This is a genomic window from Streptomyces sp. NPDC005803 (assembly GCF_040630435.1).
In the GTDB taxonomy this organism is placed as follows: domain Bacteria; phylum Actinomycetota; class Actinomycetes; order Streptomycetales; family Streptomycetaceae; genus Streptomyces.
This window is the reverse complement of record NZ_JBEXXO010000012.1, coordinates 98,950-117,337: the sequence shown is the minus strand read 5'-3', so window position 1 is coordinate 117,337 and position 18,388 is coordinate 98,950. Positions and strand designations below refer to the sequence as shown.

At 72.6% G+C, this 18,388-nt stretch carries 17 protein-coding genes; 4 read left to right on the top strand and 13 right to left on the bottom strand.

Annotation, left to right across the window (positions count from 1 at the left end):
• Positions 1-138: 138 nt before the first annotated feature.
• The 6 genes from cobT to ABZ454_RS18725 all read right to left on the bottom strand — a co-directional run bounded on the left by cobT (position 139) and on the right by ABZ454_RS18725 (position 8,818).
• On the bottom strand, positions 139-3,696 hold the full coding sequence (gene cobT, locus ABZ454_RS18750) for a nicotinate-nucleotide--dimethylbenzimidazole phosphoribosyltransferase (protein ID WP_359539267.1): 3,558 nt from the start codon (positions 3,694-3,696) through the stop codon (positions 139-141).
• A gap of 331 nt (positions 3,697-4,027) precedes the next feature.
• Positions 4,028-5,278: a precorrin-6y C5,15-methyltransferase (decarboxylating) subunit CbiE gene (gene cbiE / locus ABZ454_RS18745; protein WP_359539264.1), complete on the bottom strand. Its 1,251-nt coding sequence runs from the start codon at positions 5,276-5,278 to the stop codon at positions 4,028-4,030.
• Positions 5,279-5,384: 106 nt separating this feature from the next.
• Entirely contained in the window at positions 5,385-6,062 is a 678-nt protein-coding gene (locus ABZ454_RS18740) for a GNAT family N-acetyltransferase (RefSeq protein ID WP_356317288.1), read from the bottom strand.
• Between the two features lie 101 nt (positions 6,063-6,163).
• The gene (locus ABZ454_RS18735) at positions 6,164-7,030 is read right to left on the bottom strand and encodes a MetQ/NlpA family ABC transporter substrate-binding protein (protein ID WP_359539261.1); all 867 of its coding nucleotides are present in this window, start codon (positions 7,028-7,030) and stop codon (positions 6,164-6,166) included.
• A gap of 70 nt (positions 7,031-7,100) precedes the next feature.
• Positions 7,101-7,772 carry a methionine ABC transporter permease gene (locus ABZ454_RS18730; RefSeq protein ID WP_356317293.1) on the bottom strand — a complete coding sequence of 224 codons (672 nt, stop codon included), beginning with the start codon at positions 7,770-7,772 and terminating at the stop codon, positions 7,101-7,103.
• Complete coding sequence (locus ABZ454_RS18725; protein ID WP_356317295.1) at positions 7,769-8,818, bottom strand: ATP-binding cassette domain-containing protein; 1,050 nt, start codon at positions 8,816-8,818, stop codon at positions 7,769-7,771. The genes ABZ454_RS18730 and ABZ454_RS18725 overlap by 4 nt, the downstream gene beginning before the upstream one ends.
• 634 nt (positions 8,819-9,452) lie before the next feature.
• Between ABZ454_RS18725 and ABZ454_RS18720 the strand changes: the two genes are divergently transcribed.
• Complete coding sequence (locus ABZ454_RS18720; protein ID WP_356317298.1) at positions 9,453-9,812, top strand: hypothetical protein; 360 nt, start codon at positions 9,453-9,455, stop codon at positions 9,810-9,812.
• 2 nt (positions 9,813-9,814) lie between these two features.
• Complete coding sequence (locus tag ABZ454_RS18715) at positions 9,815-10,249, top strand: hypothetical protein (RefSeq protein ID WP_356317300.1); 435 nt, start codon at positions 9,815-9,817, stop codon at positions 10,247-10,249.
• Positions 10,250-10,297: 48 nt separating this feature from the next.
• On the opposite strand, the gene ABZ454_RS18710 is transcribed toward ABZ454_RS18715, so the two are convergent.
• From ABZ454_RS18710 to ABZ454_RS18700, 3 genes are all read right to left on the bottom strand, one after another.
• The gene (locus ABZ454_RS18710) at positions 10,298-10,801 is read right to left on the bottom strand and encodes a GNAT family N-acetyltransferase (protein ID WP_356317474.1); all 504 of its coding nucleotides are present in this window, start codon (positions 10,799-10,801) and stop codon (positions 10,298-10,300) included.
• A gap of 37 nt (positions 10,802-10,838) precedes the next feature.
• Positions 10,839-11,405 carry a sigma-70 family RNA polymerase sigma factor gene (locus tag ABZ454_RS18705; protein ID WP_356317302.1) on the bottom strand — a complete coding sequence of 189 codons (567 nt, stop codon included), beginning with the start codon at positions 11,403-11,405 and terminating at the stop codon, positions 10,839-10,841.
• Between the two features lie 105 nt (positions 11,406-11,510).
• Complete coding sequence (locus tag ABZ454_RS18700) at positions 11,511-12,668, bottom strand: glycerophosphodiester phosphodiesterase (protein ID WP_356317304.1); 1,158 nt, start codon at positions 12,666-12,668, stop codon at positions 11,511-11,513.
• A gap of 235 nt (positions 12,669-12,903) precedes the next feature.
• On the opposite strand from ABZ454_RS18700, the gene ABZ454_RS18695 reads away from it, so the two are divergent.
• Positions 12,904-13,575, top strand: coding sequence for a lysophospholipid acyltransferase family protein (locus ABZ454_RS18695; protein ID WP_356317306.1), 672 nt, complete (start codon positions 12,904-12,906; stop codon positions 13,573-13,575).
• Between the two features lie 100 nt (positions 13,576-13,675).
• On the opposite strand, the gene ABZ454_RS18690 is transcribed toward ABZ454_RS18695, so the two are convergent.
• The gene (locus ABZ454_RS18690; RefSeq protein ID WP_356317308.1) at positions 13,676-15,220 is read right to left on the bottom strand and encodes an MFS transporter; all 1,545 of its coding nucleotides are present in this window, start codon (positions 15,218-15,220) and stop codon (positions 13,676-13,678) included.
• A complete protein-coding gene (locus ABZ454_RS18685) occupies positions 15,217-15,768 on the bottom strand; it encodes a helix-turn-helix domain-containing protein (protein ID WP_359539253.1) in 552 nt (183 codons plus the stop codon). The genes ABZ454_RS18690 and ABZ454_RS18685 overlap by 4 nt, the downstream gene beginning before the upstream one ends.
• 83 nt (positions 15,769-15,851) lie before the next feature.
• On the opposite strand from ABZ454_RS18685, the gene ABZ454_RS18680 reads away from it, so the two are divergent.
• Positions 15,852-16,376, top strand: coding sequence for an HAD domain-containing protein (locus tag ABZ454_RS18680; RefSeq protein ID WP_359539250.1), 525 nt, complete (start codon positions 15,852-15,854; stop codon positions 16,374-16,376).
• Between the two features lie 31 nt (positions 16,377-16,407).
• Here ABZ454_RS18680 and ABZ454_RS18675 read toward each other — a convergent pair whose 3' ends face one another.
• Together ABZ454_RS18675 and ABZ454_RS18670 are read right to left on the bottom strand one after the other, a co-directional pair.
• Complete coding sequence (locus tag ABZ454_RS18675; protein ID WP_359539248.1) at positions 16,408-17,277, bottom strand: sigma-70 family RNA polymerase sigma factor; 870 nt, start codon at positions 17,275-17,277, stop codon at positions 16,408-16,410.
• A gap of 78 nt (positions 17,278-17,355) precedes the next feature.
• A complete protein-coding gene (locus ABZ454_RS18670; protein ID WP_359539245.1) occupies positions 17,356-18,327 on the bottom strand; it encodes an aldo/keto reductase in 972 nt (323 codons plus the stop codon).
• Positions 18,328-18,388 lie beyond the last annotated feature (61 nt).

The window sequence follows — 18,388 nt, the reverse complement described above, 5'->3', positions numbered from 1 at the left end:
GCGAGGTGGGGCGGGGAACACGATACGGGGTGGGGTGCGGCGGGCGGCGAGGTGCGGCGGGGCGAGGGGGCCGGCACGCCTGTCCCCTCGCCCCTTCCGCGACCGGGGCGCCGCCCCTCGCACGCCGGGAGGCGCCTGCTACTTCTCCGTGACGCCTGCCGAGTCGAACGTCGCCACCTCGTGCATCGCGCGGGCGGCGCTCTGCACGATCGGCAGGGCCAGCAGCGCGCCGGTCCCCTCGCCGAGGCGGAGGTCGAGGTCGACCAGCGGGCGCAGGCCCAGCTTGTTGAGCGCGGCGACGTGGCCGGGCTCGGCGCTGCGGTGGCCCGCGATGCAGGCGGCCAGGGCCTCCGGGGCGATGGCGCGTGCCACCAGGGCCGCGGCGCCCGCGCTCACGCCGTCGAGGATGACCGGCGTGCGCAGCGAGGCCCCGCCGAGCAGGAACCCGGCCATCGCGGCGTGCTCCAGGCCGCCCACGGCTGCCAGTACGCCGATCGGGTCGGCCGGGTCCGGCTGGTGCAGTTCGAGGGCGCGGCGCACCACATCGACCTTGCGGGCGTGCATCTCGTCGTTGATGCCGGTGCCGCGACCGGTCACCTCGGCCGGGTCCATCCCCGTGTACACGCAGATCAGGGCGGCCGACGCCGTGGTGTTGGCGATGCCCATCTCGCCGGTCAGCAGGCCCTTGTTGCCTGCCGCGACCAGGTCGCGGGCGGTCTCGATGCCGACCTCGATCGCGGCGAGGACCTCTTCGCGGGTGAGCGCGGGGCCGGTCGTGAAGTCCGCCGTTCCGGCGCGCACCTTGCGGGGCAGCAGGCCGGGCTGCGCGGGGAGCTCCATGGCCACACCGACGTCGACGACGCACACCTCGGCGCCGACCTGCGACGCGAAGGCGTTGCAGACCGCGCCGCCGCCGAGGAAGTTGGCGACCATCTGGCCGGTGACCTCCTGCGGCCAGGCCGTGACGCCCTGGGCGTGCACCCCGTGGTCGCCCGCGAAGATCGCGACGGCCGCGGGCTCCGGGATCGGCGGCGGGCACATCCGGGAGAGTCCGGAGAGCTGCGCGGAGATGATCTCCAGCATGCCGAGCGCACCGGCCGGCTTGGTCATCCGCTTCTGGCGCTCCCACGCCTCACCGAGCGCCTTGGCGTCCAGCGGCCGGATGCTGGAGATGGTCTCCTGCAGCAGGTCGTGGGGCTCCTCGCCGGGCAGTGCGCGGCGGCCGTACGTCTCCTCGTGGACGACCCAGGACAGCGGGCGGCGCTTGGACCAGCCCGCCTGCATCAGCTCGGGCTCCTCCGGGAACTCGTCGACGTAACCGACACAGAGGTACGCGACGACTTCGAGGTGCTCGGGCAGGCCCAGGGCGCGGACCATCTCGCGCTCGTCGAAGAAGCTGACCCAGCCGACGCCGAGGCCTTCGGCCCGGGCGGCGAGCCACAGGTTCTCCACGGCGAGCGCCGAGGAGTACGGCGCCATCTGCGGCTGCGTGTGCCGGCCGAGGGTGTGGCGGCCGCCACGGGTGGGGTCGGCCGTGACGACGATGTTGACCGGGGTGTCGACGATCGCCTCGATCTTCAGTTCCTTGAACTGCTTCGCCCGCGCCTTGGGGAGCGACTTCGCGTACGCCTCGCGCTGGCGCTGCGCCAGTTCGTGCATGGAGCGGCGGGTCTCCGCGGAACGGATGACGACGAAGTCCCAGGGCTGCGAGTGCCCGACGCTGGGCGCCGTGTGGGCGGCCTCCAGGACCCGCAGGAGCACCTCGTGCGGGATGGGGTCGCCGCGGAAGCCGTTGCGGATGTCGCGGCGCTCCCGCATGACCCGCAGGACGGCTTCGCGCTCGGCGTCGTCGTAGCCGGGTGCGGGGGGCGAGGCCGCCGGTGCGTCTTCGGCCTCGGGGGCCGCCGGGGCGTCGGGAGTCGCGGCCTCGGCGTCCGTCGCGGGGGCGGGGGCCCCGGCGGTCTCCGCGGGCGCGGCGGCCTCGGCCCGCTGCTCCGGCTCGGGCTCGGTGGCCGCGGGCTGTACGGGCTGCGGGTGGTGGTCCGTCAGGTCCGGGGTCTCGATGATCTCGGGGCCCGTCTCCGGCTCCGGTGCGACGACGGGCTCCGGAGCGGGGGTCTCGATGACCGGCACCGCCCGCACCGCGTCGGCCGGCCCGGACTCCGTGGCAGCCACGACCTCGGCTTCGGCAGCGGGCTCCGCCGGCGGCTCGGTCACGGGCGCCGGGGCCGGGTGCGGTGCCGTCGGCAGCGAGCCCGTCACGGGCACGAACCCGCCCAGGGACGCTCCGTCGGGGACCGGCTCCACCGGCGCCCGCACCGCTGTCTCGGCCTCGGCCTCGGCCGGGACTTCCCCGACTTCTTCGGCCCGCGCGTCCGGCGCGGGCATGGTTTCGATGGGCAGGGTCTCGGCGGGCACGGTCTCGACGGGAACGGTCTCGGCGGACACGGCCTGGACGTGCGGGGCTTCAGCGCTCGCGTCCTCGACGAGCACGGCCTCGGCAGGCGCGGCCTGGGGGGCCACCTCCTCCGCGGGTGCGGCCTCGACCGGGGCCACGGCCTCGGCGGGTGCGGCCTGGGCCGGCGCCTCGAACTCGGCCGCCTCCTGGACGGCTTCCACCACGGCGACCGGCACGGGCTCGGCGGACACGGGCGGGACGGGCCGCGCGACCGGCGCGGGCTCCTGGGCCCGCACCTCGGCCACGCTCTCCTCGGCCACGGGCTGCTCAGCCACGGGCTGCTCAGCCACGGGCTGCTCAGCCATGGGCTGCTCAGCCATGGGCTGCTCGGCGTGCTCCTGGACCACGGGCTGCTCGGCCACGAACTCTTCGGCGACCGGCTGCGGGGCGACCGCCTCCGGAGCGACCTCCGGAACCACCGTTTCCGCCGTCGGCGTCTCCGGGGCCGGCGGCTCCGCCTCTGCGGCGGCCGGGGCGGCGGTCTGCTGCGGTGCCTGGGCCGCCCACTGCGCCACGCCCTGCGGCGGGATCTCGCCGAGCTGCGGGCCGGGGAGCGCGGCCACCTCGTCGGCCGGGAGCTCGAAGTACTCCGGTTCGGCGGTGGCCGGGCCGGCGTGCCGGGCGGGCGCCTGAACGGCTGCCTGCGTCTGGGGCTGGGCGGCCTGCGGCTGCGGCGCGCCCGCCGGGCCCCGGTCCGCCAGCGAGCGGACCACGCCGCCGGACGTACCCCCGTAGGAGGGACCCTCGGTGGAGGCCGGGCCGCGGTGCAGCGGGCGGCGCGAGGGGGCCTGGGTCTGGGCCGCGGGGGCCCGGGCCGGTGCGGGGGCGGGCGACGGGATGCGGACGGCACCGAGGTCGACCTGGCCGGAGTCGCGGCCGCCGGACTCGTGGGTCCCCTGGCCGGTCTCCTGCGGCGATGCGGCGGCGGCCTGCTGCATGGCGTACACCGGGGCCTGAACCTGCTCCGGGAACTGGACCGGGCCCTGCTGCGCGCTCGGCGGCTGCGCGGCGGGGCCGGGCTGGTAGCCGCCACCCTGCTCGGGCAGGGGCGCCGGGCCCGCCAGCGGTTCGCCCCAGGCGCCCTGGGCGCTCGGCATCAGCAGGAGGTCGTCGTCCTCGGACACGTGCTCGGAGGGGTCGAGGAAGGTGTAGGCGTCCGAGGCGGGGACGCCCGGCTGCTCCACCATGCCTGCGTTCTCCGGCAGTCCCTCGCCCGGGATCTGGCCGGTGTCACTCATGCGTACCCCTCGCCCATCGTCAGTGCTCCTTCGGCCCTTCGCCCGGGACGCCCCGACACGGCACGCCGGTGCTCGTCCCATGGACGAGCGGGCGCGCCGCGCGGCACGAGTCGGACGCGGACATACTGCATTCTCGCGGCCGTTCGGCGCCGCGGCAGGTCATTTCGCCACGGCTCGCTGTGGACTGCGCCACGTTGCGCGTCCCCCGGTTCTGCCGTACCACACCGGGGTCCAAAACAGTCCCCTTTTCCGGACATTGACGAACGAAGCGACGAACGTCCGGGCGCGGTGCAACGATCGGCCAGCCTACCTCGCACCGGGTGCCGACGGGTCAGGGGGCAAGGTCCGAACGCAGCGCGGAGAGCAGGAAGACGACATTGCGTTCGCGCTCCGACCATGCGGTTGTGTCGAGTTCGACGGACTGGAGGAGGGAGCAGGCGACGGTGTAGCCGTTCTCCGTGAGGGCGGCGCCCAGCGCCTCGGCCTCGTCCCGGGTCGACGCGTGCGTCACGATCCGCTCCGGCCTGCGGTCGGCGACGGCGGTGACGACGGGGGCGCCGCCGCCGCCGATGCGTACGACATCGGGCTCGGGCAGCCGTTCCAGTGCGTGCGGTGCCTGGCCCTGGACGACCTGGAGCTGGACGCCGAAGGCCCGTGCCGCCGCGGTCGTGCGGGCGCAGGCGTCGGGGTCGCGGTCGACGGCCAGGACGGCCGCGCCGAAGCGGGCCGCCTCCACGGCCAGGGCGCCGCTGCCGGAGCCGATGTCCCAGAGCAGGTCACCGGCCCGGGGTCCGAGGTGGGCGAGTTGGGCGGCGCGGAGGCCGGGGGTCTCGCCCTCGCCGCTGCCGCCCCCGGCGCCCGTCGCGGCGTCCCTGCCCGCGCCCGGGTAGGCGTCGGCGGGCAGCGCCCAGCCGCGTACGCCCTGGGGGTAGGCGGGATGGCGGCCCGCGATCCAGGCGCCCTCGGCCCGCTGTTCGGGGCCCTGGCCGATGACGATGACGACGTTGGGGTCGCGCCAGACGTGGTCGGCGGCGGCGTCGGAGGTGACGACCGTGACCTGTTCGCGGTCGGTGCCGAGTTCCTCGCAGATGACGAAGGTGCGATGGACGCCTTCGAGGAGGAGGGCGAGTTCGGCGGGGCCCGCGCCGGGCGAGGTGAGGACGGCGACCTTGTGGTGGGCACGGCAGACGTTCACGGCGCGGCGCAGGGTGCGGGGGTGGGCGACGACCGTCTGTGCGTCCTCCCACGGCATGCCGGCGCGGGCGAAGGCGGTGGCCACGGAGGAGACGGCGGGCACCACTTCGACTTCGAGGCCGTGTTCGGGGGCGCGCAGCGTGCGTACGACACCGAAGAACCCGGGGTCCCCGTCGGCGAGGACCACGGCGCTGCCGCGGTGGCCGGCGATCCTGCGGGCCGCGAGGTCGACGGAACCGAGCCGGATGCGCTCCGCGCCGTGCGGGACCTCGGGCAGCGCGAGGTGGTGGGCGGCTCCGGCGACGAGGGTGGCGCCCGAGAGCGCGGCCGTGGCCGCTCTGGTCAGTGGTGAGCCGTCCCAGCCGATCACTGTGACCCGGTCGGCCATCTGTCGTCAGTCTCCTGGAGGTGTCGCAGGTGGGGCTGGTTGCCCGGGGCCGGGCAGGGTGAGGCTACCTGGTCCGGACCACAGCGGTGTGGGTGCCCCGGGGAAGTCAGTTCCAGTCGTTGTAGGTGCCGTAGCCACCGGCGTCGGCGAGCTCTTCGGCCACCCCTTCGAGGTCTTCGGGGAGCAGGCCCCAGACGATCAGGTCGGTCCTGATGTCGGTCCATCCTCCGTCCTCGGTCTGTGAGCGGGCTATGCGGGCGTTGCGCAGCACTCCCTCACTGATGCAGCCGAGCTTCTGCGCGACCTGCTGGGAGGCGGTGTTGTCGGCGGCGGTGCGCAGTTCGATGCGCTCGAATGCCTGGTCGCGGAAGAGCCACTGGGCCACGGCCAGGACCGACTCGGTGGCGTACCCCTCACCCCGTGCCCACGGAGCGGTGATGTAAGCGGCCTCGGTGGCGCGGGTGCGCCAGTCGGTGTTGCGCAGCCGCACCTGGCCGACGAGGCGCTGGGTGAGGAACTCGGTGACGGCGAACACGATGCCGTCGCCCGTGGTGCGCTGGGCGGGAGCGATCCTGCGGACCCAGCGTTCGGCGTCGACCTGGCCGTAGGGGTGGGGCGCCTCGGTCCAGGCGACGACGAGTTCGTCGTTCATCATCTCGATGTACGCGGGGACGTCCGCCATGTCGAACGGGCGCAGCACCAACCGGTCCGTGCTGATGGAGATGTCCGGAAAGGTGGAAGTCATGCGCAGCTCCATGCCGAAGACCGTGTAAAGGCACAGCATGCAGCATCGGGCGGGCCTCGTGCATGGCCGGGTCGGCACGGCGGAGCCCCGCACCCCCGGGCGGGGTGTGCGGGGCTCTAGGGGCAAGTGCCCTGCCGGGGTCAGGACTTGGCTGCGGCGTCGAACGCCGGAATGACCGAGCCCTGGTAGGTGTCCTCGATGAACTTCTTGACCTCGTCGGAGTGGAGGAGCTGCACCAGCTTCTCGACGCGGGCGTCCTTCTCGTTGCCCTTCTTCACGGCGATGATGTTGGCGTACGGGTTGCCGTCGGCCTTCTCCAGCACCAGGGCGTCCTTGGCCGGCTTGAGGTCGGCCTCGATGGCGTAGTTGCCGTTGATGACGGCGGCGTCCACGTCGTTCAGGGCGCGGGGGACGGTTGCGGCCTCCAGCTCCTTGAACTCGAGCCCCTTCTTGTCGGTGATGTCGCTCAGCTTGGCGCTGGTGCCGACCCCGGCCTTGAGGGTGATCAGGCCGTTCTCGGCGAGCAGCTGGAGGGCGCGGCCCTCGTTGGTGGTGTCGTTGGGTACGGCGATGGTCTGGCCGGACTTGATGTCGCCCAGGCCCTTGACCTTCTTGGAGTAGAGGCCGAGGGGCTCCAGGTGCACGGTGCCGACGGAGACCAGGTGGGTGTTGTTCTTCTTGTTGAAGTCGTCCAGGTAGGGCTGGTGCTGGAAGAAGTTGGCGTCGACCTGGCCGTTCTCGGTGGCGGTGTTCGGCAGGACGTAGTCCGTGAACTCCTTGACCTCCAGCTTGAGGCCGGCCTTGGCCGCCAGGTTCTTCTTGACGAAGTCCAGGATGTCGGCGTGCGGCGTCGGGGACGCGGCCACGACCAGCGCCTTGGAGGTGTCGGCCTGGGCGCCGGTCCCGCTGTTGGACGACGGGTCGGAGTCCGTGCCGCAGGCGGTGAGGCCGAAGGCGAGGGCGGCGGTGGCGGCGGCAGCCGCGGTGATCTTGATGTTCTTACGCACGAAGAGTGCCTCTTTCAGGTGGTGACGGTGGTACGCCCGGACAAGGAGTGCGGGCTCGGGGGGAGAAGTCTCAGGAGGTGGTGCGGCCGCGGCGGGCCAGCAGGCGTACGGCCCCGTCGCCGATCAGCTGGATCACGGTCACGATGACGATGAGCAGCGCGACGGTGATGAGCATGAACTGGTTGTCGAAGCGCTGGAATCCGTAGGTGACGGCCTTGGATCCGAGTCCTTCACCGCCGACCGCGCCCGCCATCGCGGAGTAGCCGATGAGCACGATGACGGTGGTGGTGACGCCGGAGACGAGGGACGGCAGCGCCTGCGGCAGCAGGACCTTGCGGACGATCGTCGGGATGGAACCGCCCATGGACTGGACGGCTTCGACGAGCCCGTGGTCGACCTCGCGCACCGCCGTCTCGACGAGCCGGGCGAAGAACGGGATGGCGCCGACGGCGAGCGGCACGATCATCGCGGTCGGGCCGATGAACGTGCCGACGACCCAGGTGGTGAAGGGGATCAGCGCGATCAGCAGGATGATGAACGGCAGCGAGCGGCCGATGTTCACGATCACGCCGATGACCTTGTTCACGGGGGTGTTCTGCAGCAGTCCGCCCTTGTCGGTGAGGACGAGGAGCACGCCGAGCGGCAGTCCGGCCAGGACGGTGACGACCGCGGACCACAGGACCATGTAGAGGGTGTCGACGGTCCCCTGCGTCAGCAGCGGCTGCATTTCGGACCAGGTCACTTCGCCACCTCCTTGGTGAGCGGTGCGGGAATGATGACGGGTGCGGTCTCGACGACCTCGGCCTGCAGCCCCTGCTCGCGCAGGAAGCCGATCGGCACGACGTTCTCCTCGAACCGGCCGGGCAGCTCGATGCGCATCCGGCCGATCTGCTTGCCGCCGACGGTGTCCATCGCGGCGCCGAGGATCGAGATGTCGATGTTGTACGTACGGGAGAGCTGCGAGATCACCGGCCGGCCGGCGGCGTCGCCGTGGAAGGTGACGTCGATGACCGTGCGGTCGGGGCCGGAGGCGCTGCCGCCGACCGGGAAGAGTTCGTGGGCGAGTTCGGAGCCGGGGGTGGCGAGCAGATCGCCGACGGTTCCGGACTCGACGACGCGGCCCTTGCGCATCAGGGCGGCGGAGTCGCAGATCGTCTTGACGACGTCCATCTCGTGCGTGATGAGCAGGACGGTGAGACCGAGCTGCTGGTTGAGGTCGCGCAGCAGGTGGAGGATGGAGCGGGTGGTCTCGGGGTCGAGGGCCGAGGTCGCCTCGTCGGAGAGCAGCACCTTGGGGTCGCCCGCGAGTGCCCGGGCGATGCCGACGCGCTGCTTCTGGCCGCCGGAGAGCTGGCCCGGGTATGCCTTGGCCTTGTCGGCGAGGCCGACCAGGTCGAGGAGTTCGAGGGCCTTGCGGGACCGTTCGCGGCCGGTGACGCCGAGGATCTCCAGCGGGAGCTCGACGTTGCCCTGGACGGTGCGGGAGGCCAGCAGGTTGAAGTGCTGGAAGACCATGCCGATGCGGCTGCGTGCCTCGCGCAGTTCCTTGCCGGCCCGGCGGCCGCGGCCCGCGAGAGCGGTGAGGTCCTGGCCCGCGACGGTCACGGTGCCGGAGGTGGGGCGCTCCAGCAGGTTGACGCAGCGGATGAGGGAGGACTTGCCGGCGCCGCTCTGCCCGATGACGCCGAACACCTCGCCCTCCCGGACGTGCAGGTCGACGCCGTCCAGAGCGGTGACCTCGCGGTCGCGCGACTGGTAGACCTTCGTGAGGCCCGTAGTGGTGATCACAGGGTTTCCGTCACTGTCGAGTGCGCGGCGCGGTGTCCGCCGGGCACGGGGCATTCGTCCGGTGAGACTGTCCGGACGTTTCGATCGGACGTTCCGAGCGGGGTTCCGGCACGGCCGGGCGCGGCGGTGGCCGCGCGGTAGCGTGCAGGAGGCGCGTTCCGCTGGATGCGGACGGCTCGGGCTCGGTCTCGCTTCGGGGCGCGAGGCTCAGGCGTGGGCCCTCAGAAGGCGCGCATTCGACACATACAACGAGCACCGGGCGTCGTGATCGCCTCGGTCGCAAGGGTGCGGCTGCTCGTCGTGGTCATGCGCCAAGTAAAACAGACGTGAGGTTCCCGCCGGACCGGCTGTCCGGATAGCGGACAGCGGTGGATGGAACGGCGCCCCGGCCCGGCCGGCCTCGGCGGTCTCCGGCCGCAACGCCGTGACCTGCACGGATAGGAGGGAGTGGCCGGAGCCCGGCCCCTCCCCCGCAGGCCTCGGACCCGTGCGCGTGTGGCCAAGACCACGACCCCCGGCCCGGCTCCCCGCCGGCCGGGCGGGTGCCGGGGACCGGGCTTCGCCGCCGTCGGGAGCGGTGTGCGGGCACGGGGGCGCACGCAGCGGGCCCGGGGGCCCGTAATACCCTCGCCTCATGCTTGACGCCCTGACGATCGCGGTCGGCGTGGCCGCCCTCGCCCTCGCCGCCTGGTGCGGATTCGCCGCCTACCGGGACCAGCCGACCAAGGACTGGCACTTCATCGGGATGGCCGTGGTCTCCCTGCTGGCGCTGTCCCAGCTGGTGGTGGGGATCGTGCAGACGGCCCGCGGCGAGCGGCCCGAGCAGGGCATGACCATCTTCATCGCGTATCTGATCGGGGCCTTCCTCGCCGTACCGGCGGCGGGCTTCCTGTCGTTGAGCGAGCGGACCCGGTGGGGTTCGGTGACGGTGGCGGCGGGCGCGGTCGTGCTGGCCGTTCTCGAAGTACGGCTCTACGACATCTGGGGAAACTGACCGTGACCGACACCGATCGCACCCCCGCGGCCGCCGGCGAGAAGCAGCCCTTCGATCTGGGCACGGGTCCCGGGCGGGTACTGGTCTGGTTCTACGGCGTGTTCACCGTGGCGGCGGCGTCCCGCGCAGTCGTCCAGATGATCCTGGACTTCGGCAAGGCCCCCCTGTCATACCTGCTGTCGGCCGCCGCCGCGGCCGTCTACGGCTTCATCACCTATTCGCTGGTGCGCGGGGGCGAGAAGGCGCGGCGGACGGCGCTGGCGTGCTGCGCCGCCGAGCTCGCCGGGGTGCTGATCGTGGGCACGTGGACGCTGGTCGAGCCCTCGGCTTTCGCGGACGCCACGGTCTGGTCCTACTTCGGCCGGGACTACCTGCTCATCCCGGTGATCCTTCCGGTCACCGGGATGATGTGGCTGCGCCGTGCGAGGCCTGCGTAACCAGGAGGTGTCCGCCGAGGCGGGTCCGACGGGACGCGCCGGACGGAATCAGGCGCTCGTCACGTAGGCGGTCGCCGAGGCCTCCTTCTCCAGCAGGATCATCCGGACGCCGTCCTGGCCGGTGGCGTCACCGACCGGGGCGTAGCCCGCGCGCCGGTAGAGCCGCAGATTGCCTTCGCTCCGGTGACCGGTGTGCAGTTGGAAGCGGGTGGTCGACCTCTGGTCGGCGAGTCCGGCCTCCGCCGCGCCCAGCAGGCGGGCGCCGAGGCCGTGCCCCTGGAGCCGGGGGTGGACGCAGAGTTTTCCGATCTGTCCGGTGCCGTCCTGGTCCGCCGACCCCCGTACCGAACCGACGACTTCCTCGCCGAGCCGCGCCACGAACACCAGGTTCGTGGCGATTTCGGCGCGTACCGAGTCGAGGGTCTGGACGAGGGGGTCGATCCGGTAGTTCCCGTACAGCTCCGCCTCGCTCTGGAAGCAGAGGTACTGGAGTTTCAAGATCTGTTCGGCGTCCTGTGCCTCCGCCGCCGAGATGATCACGCTCATGCCCATCTGCGCATGCCTCTCGCTCACCTGATCCGCCGGTTGTCTACCGCTCCTTTCCCCGCAGTTCAGGAGCTACAACCTCCGCCGCCAGCATTCTGCGCAGACATCCAAGGCATCGGGAACGGATCGGACCCAAACTCCCCTGTGACATACCCAACTCCCCTGCGATTTCCCGGTAGGTGGGATCGCCGGGGGCGAGCAGCGCGTGCAGCAGCCGAGCGCAGGGGCCGGGCAGCCGGTCCACCGCGGCGCGCAGCATCCGGCGCTGGTCGGCGCCGAGGGCGGCGCGCTCCGGGCAGCCGGAGGGGTCGGCGGCCGTCTCGTCCCGGTAGGGGCGCTCGCGCCGGGCGGTGCGGCGGGCGCGGCGGGCCTCCGCCCTGACGGTGCGCCGCACCCACCGGGCGGGGTCCGCCGGCAGCCCCTGGCCGGCCGGCCGTTCCAGCAGCCGTAACCAGACGGCCTGTTCGAGATCGGCGGGGTCGACGGCGGCGCCGGTGGCGGAGGCCGCGGCCTCCGCCACCGCCTCGGCCCTGACCAGGGGATAGAGGGTGCTGACGAGGGTCGCGGCACTCGGGGCGGGCGGGGCGTGAGGAAGATCGAGAAGCGTCACGCCCCCACCCGACCGCGCGCAGCGGCCACTGGGCGCCGAATCTGCCCGGACCACCCGACCGGGGCACGCCCCGGCCGGGTGCTGACGCCCCCGGGCGGGGGGCCGCTACCGGCCGGCGAAGTCCGCGGCGGCCAGCAGCGCCGTGTCCGGGTTGTCGGAGAAGATCCCGTCGATTCCCGTGGCGAAGTACGCCGCGAAGGCGCCGAACGCGTCGCCGTAGGCGTTGGGGTCCGTGCCCCGGCGGAAGTCGGCGGGCAGGAAGGTGTTCTCGTTGCGCATCGTGTACGGGTGCAGGATCAGGCCCTGCGCGTGCGCGTCCCGCACCAGGGTGGTGGGCGTGGTGAGCCGGCCGGCGCCGTCCTTGGGGATGACGAGGTCCAGGGTGGGGCCGATGCCCTGCGCGAAGGACGCCATCCACTTCAGCCCGGCGGGCTTCACCAGGTCGTCGGTGGTGCGCGGGTCGCCGGAGGCCACGAAGTCCCAGGGCCTGGAACCGGCGCCCGAGAGCAGCACGACGCGCGGGGTGGCGACGAGTTCGGACAGCCGCCGGACGCTGCCGGGCTCGAAGGACTGGAGGATGAGCGGCGACTGCGCACGGTGCCGGCCGTAGCGGCGCAGCAGCTTGGCGAGCGGCTCCTCCAGGCCGAGGCCCAGGCCGCGGAAGTAGGTGGGGTGCTTGGTCTCGACGTACAGCCAGACGGGCTTCTGCCGCCGGCGGCCCTCCCGGTCGGCCCAGCGCAGGACCTCCTCGAAGGTGGGGATCTGCCAGCGGCCGTCGTACAGCGTGTTCTTCTGGCGGGTGCCGGGGATGCGCTCCTTGGCCCGGAGCGTCTTCAGTTCGGCGAGGGTGAAGTCCTCGGTGAACCAGCCGGTCAGGGCGACGCCGTCGACCGTCTTGGTCGTGCGGCGGCTCGCGAACTCGGGGTGAGCGGAGACATCGGTGGTGGCGGTGATGTCGTTCTCGTGGCGGCACACGAGGTGGCCGTCCCTGGTCGGCACCAGGTCCTGCTCGATGACGTGCGCCCCCATGTCGAGGGCCAGCTGGTAGGAGCCGAGCGTGTGTTCGGGGCGGTATCCGCTGGTGCCCCGGTGGCCGATGACCGTCGGCACCGGCAGGTCGAGTCGGTGGCCGCCGCCGTTCCCGCCGGACTTTCCGGCGGCCTGCGCCGATCCGGTGACCCCGAGGGCGGCGGTGCCGAGTACCGCGGCCCCCACGCCCATGACGGTCCGTCGTCCGGGACTGGCCTGCGCACGCTCTGTCATGAATGCTCCTCGCATGTGATGTCCGGCACCTGTCGGGCGAGGACCGAGCGTAGGCGGACGGCACGGTCCGGACAGCGCCATCTGGGCGAACTTGGCGCAAACACAGGTCAACACTGCGTATCCACCGTGTGAACCCGATGTGCGATCAGCCAGTACCCGCGAGTATCGTCCTCACCTGCATGGACCCTCTCAATCCGTCGCCTCGGCCGGCCCGGCCACTACACCGGAGGAACCGTTGTCCCGACTCGCACTCATCAAGGCAGTGCTCGGACCGATCCTGCGTCTGATGTTCCGTCCGCGGATGGAGGGCATCGAGAACATCCCGGGCTCCGGGCCGGTGATCCTGGCGGGCAACCACCTGACGTTCATCGACTCGATGATCATGCCGATCTGCTGCGACCGGCCGGTGTTCTTCATCGGCAAGGACGAGTACGTCACGGGCAAGGGACTCAAGGGCCGGCTGATGGCCTGGTTCTTCACGGGCGTCGGCATGATCCCGGTGGACCGGGACGGTGGTCGCGGCGGTGTCGCGGCGCTGATGACGGGCCGCCGGATCCTGGAGGAGGGCAAGGCCTTCGCGATCTACCCGGAGGGCACCCGCTCCCCCGACGGCCGTCTCTACCGGGGCCGTACGGGGATCGCGCGGCTGACGCTGATGACGGGCGCCCCGGTGGTGCCGTTCGCGATGATCGGTACGGACAAGCTGCAGCCCGGCGGCTCCGGCCTGCCGCGGCCGGGCAAGGTCACGGTCCGCTTCGGCGAGGCGATGGAGTTCTCGCGCTACGAGGGCATGGACCGGGACCGCTATGTGCTGCGGGCGGTGACGGACTCCGTGATGGCCGAGGTGATGCGGCTCTCCGGCCAGGAGTACGTCGACATGTACGCGACGAAGGCCAAGGCCGCCTGACCGGAGCGCGACGGCGCTGCGCGCAGCGGCGGGAAGGGCCCGTACCCCGGTCGTCGGCGGTACGGGCCCTTCCGCATGTCCGGGCCTGGGGGGCGCCGGCCTACTCGTGGACGATGCCTTCCTCCAGTTCCTGGCCGCGCAGCAGGAACCAGGCGGCGACCGCGGTCGCCATCAGGACGACGGCGCCGATGGCCGAGGCGGCCCCCAGTCCGTCGACGAAGGCGTCCTGGGCGGAGGACACCAGGGGTGTCGCCTGCTGTTCGGGCAGCGTCTTGGCGGCCTCGACGGCGCCGCCCAGTGACTCGTGGGCGGCCGAGGCGACGTCGGGCGGGGTCCCGGCGGGCGCGGTGAAGCCCTGGTAGACGCCGGTGACGATGGAGCCGAGCAGGGCGATGCCGAGGGCGGCTCCCAGTTCGTACGCCGTCTCGGAGACCGCGGACGCCGAGCCGGCGTGCTCCTTCGGGACGCTGGAGAGGATCACGTCGGAGGTGACCGTGAAGGCGAAGCCCGCGCCCACCCCGACGACCAGGAGGAGCGCGCCGATCAGCGGGTAGGCGGTTTCCTTGTGGACGGCGGCGACCGCGGCCAGCGCCAGGGCGATCCCGGCGAGACCGCCGGCCACCACGACCCGTACGGAGAACCGGCGGGCGGTGGTTCCGGCCAGCAGACCGGCGGTGACCGCGCCGACGGCCGCGGGGAGTTCGGCGAGCCCGGCCTCCAGCGGTCCGCGCCCCTGGACCAGTTGCAGGAACTGGGAGAGGAAGAAGACCAGGCCGGAGAGACCGAGGATGGTCAGCAGATCGGCGAGCACGGCTCCGGAGAAGCCCCGGTGGTGGAAGAGCCGCATGTCGAGCAGCGGGGCGGGGAGCCGGAACTGCCGGCGTACGAACCAGACGAGCGCCGCCAGACCGCCGAGGCCCGAGAGCGCGACTTCCCAGCTCCCGCCGTGGGCGGCGAGTTCCTTGATGGCGTAGACGACCCCGATCATGCCGACCAGCGAGAGCCCCACGCTCACCAGGTCCCAGGGTCCGGGCGCCGGGTTCTTCGACTCGGGGATCATCTTGATACCGACCACCACGAGGACCGCCATGACCGGCAGGTTGATCAGGAAGACCGAGCCCCACCAGAAGTGCTCCAGGAGGAATCCGCCGACGACCGGCCCGACGGCCGCGCCGGCCGAGGCCATCGCCCCCCAGATGCCGATGGCGAGGCTCCTCTCCCGGGCGTCGTGGAAGAGGTTCCGGATCAGGGCGAGGGTGGACGGCATGAGAGTGGCGCCGGCGACGCCGAGCAGGGCCCGCGCCAGGATCATCATCTCGGGCGTCTGGGCGTATGCGTTGAGCACCGAGACCGCGCCGAAGGCGGTGGCTCCGCACAGCAGCAGCTTCTTGCGGCCGATGCGGTCACCAAGGCTGCCCATCGAGACCAGGAGCCCGGCGATGACGAAGGAGTAGACGTCGCCGATCCAGAGCAGCTGGGTGCCGGTCGGCTCGAGGTCCTCGCTGAGGAAGGGGGTCGCCAGGCCCAGCACGGTGGCGTCGACGGCCACCAGCAGCACGGCGAGCACCAGTACCGCCAGCGCGATCCACCGCCCGGGACGGTACAGCTCGGGCGGGGGCTCCGGTTGCCGTTCCATGCTGCTCATTGCTCCACGCTCCGGCGTGCGCCGCCGAGCAGCAACTCGACGATCATGTACGCGAAGTCCTGTGCGGCCACCCGGCCCGCCTGAACGGCCCACGCGGCGCTGCTGATCAGCCCGTACAGCGCTTCGGTCAGCCACGCCGTGGTCAGGTCGACGCGGATCTCGCCGCGCTCCTGGCCGCGCCGGAAGAACGCGGCGACCCGGGCGTCCAGCCGGTCCCAGCCGTCGTTCTGCTCGTCGCCCTCGAAGAGCTGGTTCTCGGTCACGAGGAGGGAGAGCAGCCCGGCGCTCGGTTCGATCGCGGCGACGAACCGGCGCAGCGCCTCCTCGGACGTCCCCTCGTCCAGGGCGGCGGCGTCGAGCGCCGCTCCGAACTCCTGGATCCCCAGTTCCTCCAAGGCCCTGACCAGGGCGTCCCGCCCGGCGAAGTGCCGGTGCAGGGTGGCGCGGCCGATGCCGGCGGCCTTGGCGACCTCGTCCATGGTGGCCGTCGACTTGCGGGTCAGCAGGGCGGCGGCGCTGCGCAGCACCTGCTCTCGATCAAGCGTCATGAGACGACACTAACCCAATTGAGACATGAACGTCTCACCCAAACGCCTCGCGTCGCCCACCGTGGGCGGAGGACCATGGCGGCATGAAGCCGCTGCTGCTGATCGACGTCGACGGTCCGCTCAATCCGTACGCGGCGCTCTCCCGCCGCCGCCCGCCCGAGGGATACACGCGGCACCGCATGCGGCCGACAGGGTGGACCACCGGCCCGGCGCTGCCCGTTCTGCTCAACCCCCGGCACGGCGAGGAGCTGCTCGCGCTGGCCGCCCGGTACGAGCTGGTCTGGGCGACCACTTGGAAGGACGAGGCGAACGAATGGGTCGGGCCGCGTCTCGGGCTGCCCGCACTGCCGTACGTCGACTGGCCGGCCATGCACGGCAGCGCCCCGGCCGGGACGTACTGGAAGACACAATACATCGTGGAGTACGCGGCCGGACGGCCGTTCGCGTGGATCGACGACGAGATCACCGAGCTGGACCGGGAGTGGATCGCGGCGGGCCAGGGGGCGGACGGGTCGAGTCTCCTGCTGCGGATAGATCCGTGGGTCGGTCTCGAGCGGGCCGACTTCGACGCGCTGGCCGCGTGGGCGGACGGCCGGGGCAGCGGCTGACCACGCTGACCACCCTCCCCGCCGGCCCCGCTCAGTCGTCGAGGAGCACCAGGTCGAGTCCGGGCAGCTGCGCCGGGTCGTTGATCACGAAGAGTTCGACGACCTTCCCGCGCTCGATCGTGAACCGCATGACGGAGAAGTTGCGCCCCTCGCCCGTCGAGACGACGGCCGGGGCGCCGTCCACCAGCGCGAACCGCGCCGACCGGGCGAACGGGGCGAACATGAGCGCCTGGCGGGCCACGTTCGCGGCGCCGCGCACGAGCGAGGCCGCGTCCTCGGACCGGGCCACGACATCCGGGTCGAGCACGGTCACGAGCGCGTCGAAGTCGCCGCTGCGGGCGGCGGAGAGGAAGGCGTCGACGACCTCGCGCCGGCGGGCGGCGCCGGGGTCGGGCACCGGGTCGGCGCCCCGCACCCGGCGGCGGGCCCGGCTGGCGAGCTGCCGGGCGGCGGCCGGGGTGCGGTCCACGATCCGGGCGATCTCGTCGAAGGGCACCGCGAACATGTCGTGCAGCACGAAGGCCAGGCGCTCGGCCGGGTCCAGCGTCTCCAGCACGACGAGCAGCGCGAGGCCCACCGAGTCGGCCATCAGCGCCTGGTGCTCCGGGTCGGCGTCCGGCTGCGGGCCGAGGGCCTGGCCTTCCGGCGTGCCGGTCTCCAGGAACTCCTCGCGGCGGGAGCGGCGCGAGCGCAGCATGTCCAGACAGACCCGGCCGACCACGGTGGTCAGCCAGCCGCCCAGGTTGTCGATCGCCGCGCTGTCGGAGCGGCCGAGCCGGATCCAGGCCTCCTGGACCGCGTCCTCCGCCTCGCCGTCGGAGCCGAGCATCCGGTAGGCCACGGCCTTGAGATGGGCCCGGTTCTCCTCGAAGCGCGCCGCCAGGAACTCGTATCCGTCCACAGCCGTCCTCCTGCGTCGTGTGCCGTCACCACCCTGACGCACCAGGTCCCTCGGATGTGACGGGAGTGCGGGAAGGGCTCAGCTCCACGGGAGCGACGCGCGATGCCGCCAGTACGCCTCCGGCTCCTCCACCAGCGCGGCCAGCCCGGCCCTGCGCTCGTCGTCGAGATCGAGGACCGCCGCGTGGAGGTTTCCGGAGAGCTGGCCCACGGTCGCCGCACCGGAGAGCACGACCCCGGCCCACGGCTGGTGCAGCACCAGCGCCAGCGCCACCGCGTCGCTCCCCAGGCCTTCTTCGTCGGCGATCTCCCGCATCACGGCCGGGGCCTCCGTGCCGGCCAGCCGGCCGTTGGCCATGGCCTCCTTGACGATGACGGTGAGCCCGGCGGCGTGGGCCTCGGCGAGCGCGGGTCCGGCGGAGGTCTCCAGGGCGTTGTAGGTGGCCTGGACCGTGCGGAAGAGGGGTTCGCCGTCCACCGTGACGGCGAGGGCGGCCCGGATGGCGTCGGCCTGGGCCGGTCCGCTGGTGGAGAGCCCGACGCTGACCCCGTCGGCGGCGAGCGCGGCGAGCCGGGCGTGCAGTTCCTTGTCGGTGAGCGCGGGGCTGTCGGGGGTCACCGAGTGGATCTGGTAGAGGTCGAGCCGGTCGCCGAGCAGAGCGGCGCTCTCGGCGCGCTGGCGCAGAAACGTACCGAGGGTGTGGTCCTTGACCTCGTGCGCCTCGGCGTCGACGCTCCAGTCGGCGGTGTAGGTGTAGCCCCACTTGGAGCCGATGACGACGTCGCGGACCTCGGGCCGGGCGGTCAGCCAGTCGCCGAGGAACTCCTCGGAGCGGCCGTAGGAGCGGGCGGCGTCGAAGTAGCGGACGCCCTGCGCGTAGGCCGCGTCGAGCAGTTCGTGGGTACGGGCGCGCAGCGCGTCGACGGTGCGCTCGCCGGGCAGGTCGCGGTCACGGTGGAGGTTGATGTAGCCGGGCCTGCCGACCGCTGCCAGGCCGAGCCCGATGTGGGCGGTCGGGGTGGTCGCTGTGGTCAGTCGGGCGAACGGCATCGCGGGCTCCTCGTCGTGGGCAGGAATCTCGGCTACCCCCAACGTAGCCCGCGATGCCCGT